At 57.8% G+C, this 472-nt stretch carries 1 protein-coding gene; it reads left to right on the forward strand.

The window, feature by feature from the left end:
• Window positions 1-316: hypothetical protein (locus tag ACT3T9_RS18870; RefSeq protein ID WP_444607308.1), on the forward strand; the 316-nt coding region annotated here is incomplete at its 5' end.
• Window positions 317-472 lie beyond the last annotated feature (156 nt).

Below are 472 nucleotides of genomic sequence, written 5' to 3' on the forward strand. Positions count from 1 at the left end.
GGGGGGTTTGCTAATGGAGAGAGGGTTGCCGCCCATGCTTGTCATGTGGGATTATATTCTCTTCGTAGAATGGTGCGACCCGGAAGAAGGGCAAGAGGAAGTTGATCCGCTGTCACAATTGTCCCCGGAGGTTGCGGGCGGCTTGCGCGAGTGGGCGGACGCAATGAATCAGGCGTATGCCGATGAGACCCGTGTCATGAATCCGGATCCAGTGATCGCAGACAAGCTCGATCGCCAATTCGACACCCTTGTGCAAAGAATTCGCGAGGAAGGTTTTGATGTGACGCAAGGCGAAAAGTGGTGGCGTGAAAGATGAGTCGTCCGCAATTATCACGGTGGGCGAGAGATGGTCGCGACTGAGCTATTAAGCAAGCGAGGCCGAGGCCGTCGGGTTCGCGACGGATTACCCCGGCGGGGGCGCAATGGGAGGGGCTGGCTGACGAGCCGACCCCTCCCATTTCTGCGGTAATGT

The sequence above is a fragment of the Brachybacterium sp. AOP29-B2-41 genome, assembly GCF_052378395.1.
Taxonomy (GTDB): Bacteria; Actinomycetota; Actinomycetes; order Actinomycetales; family Dermabacteraceae; genus Brachybacterium.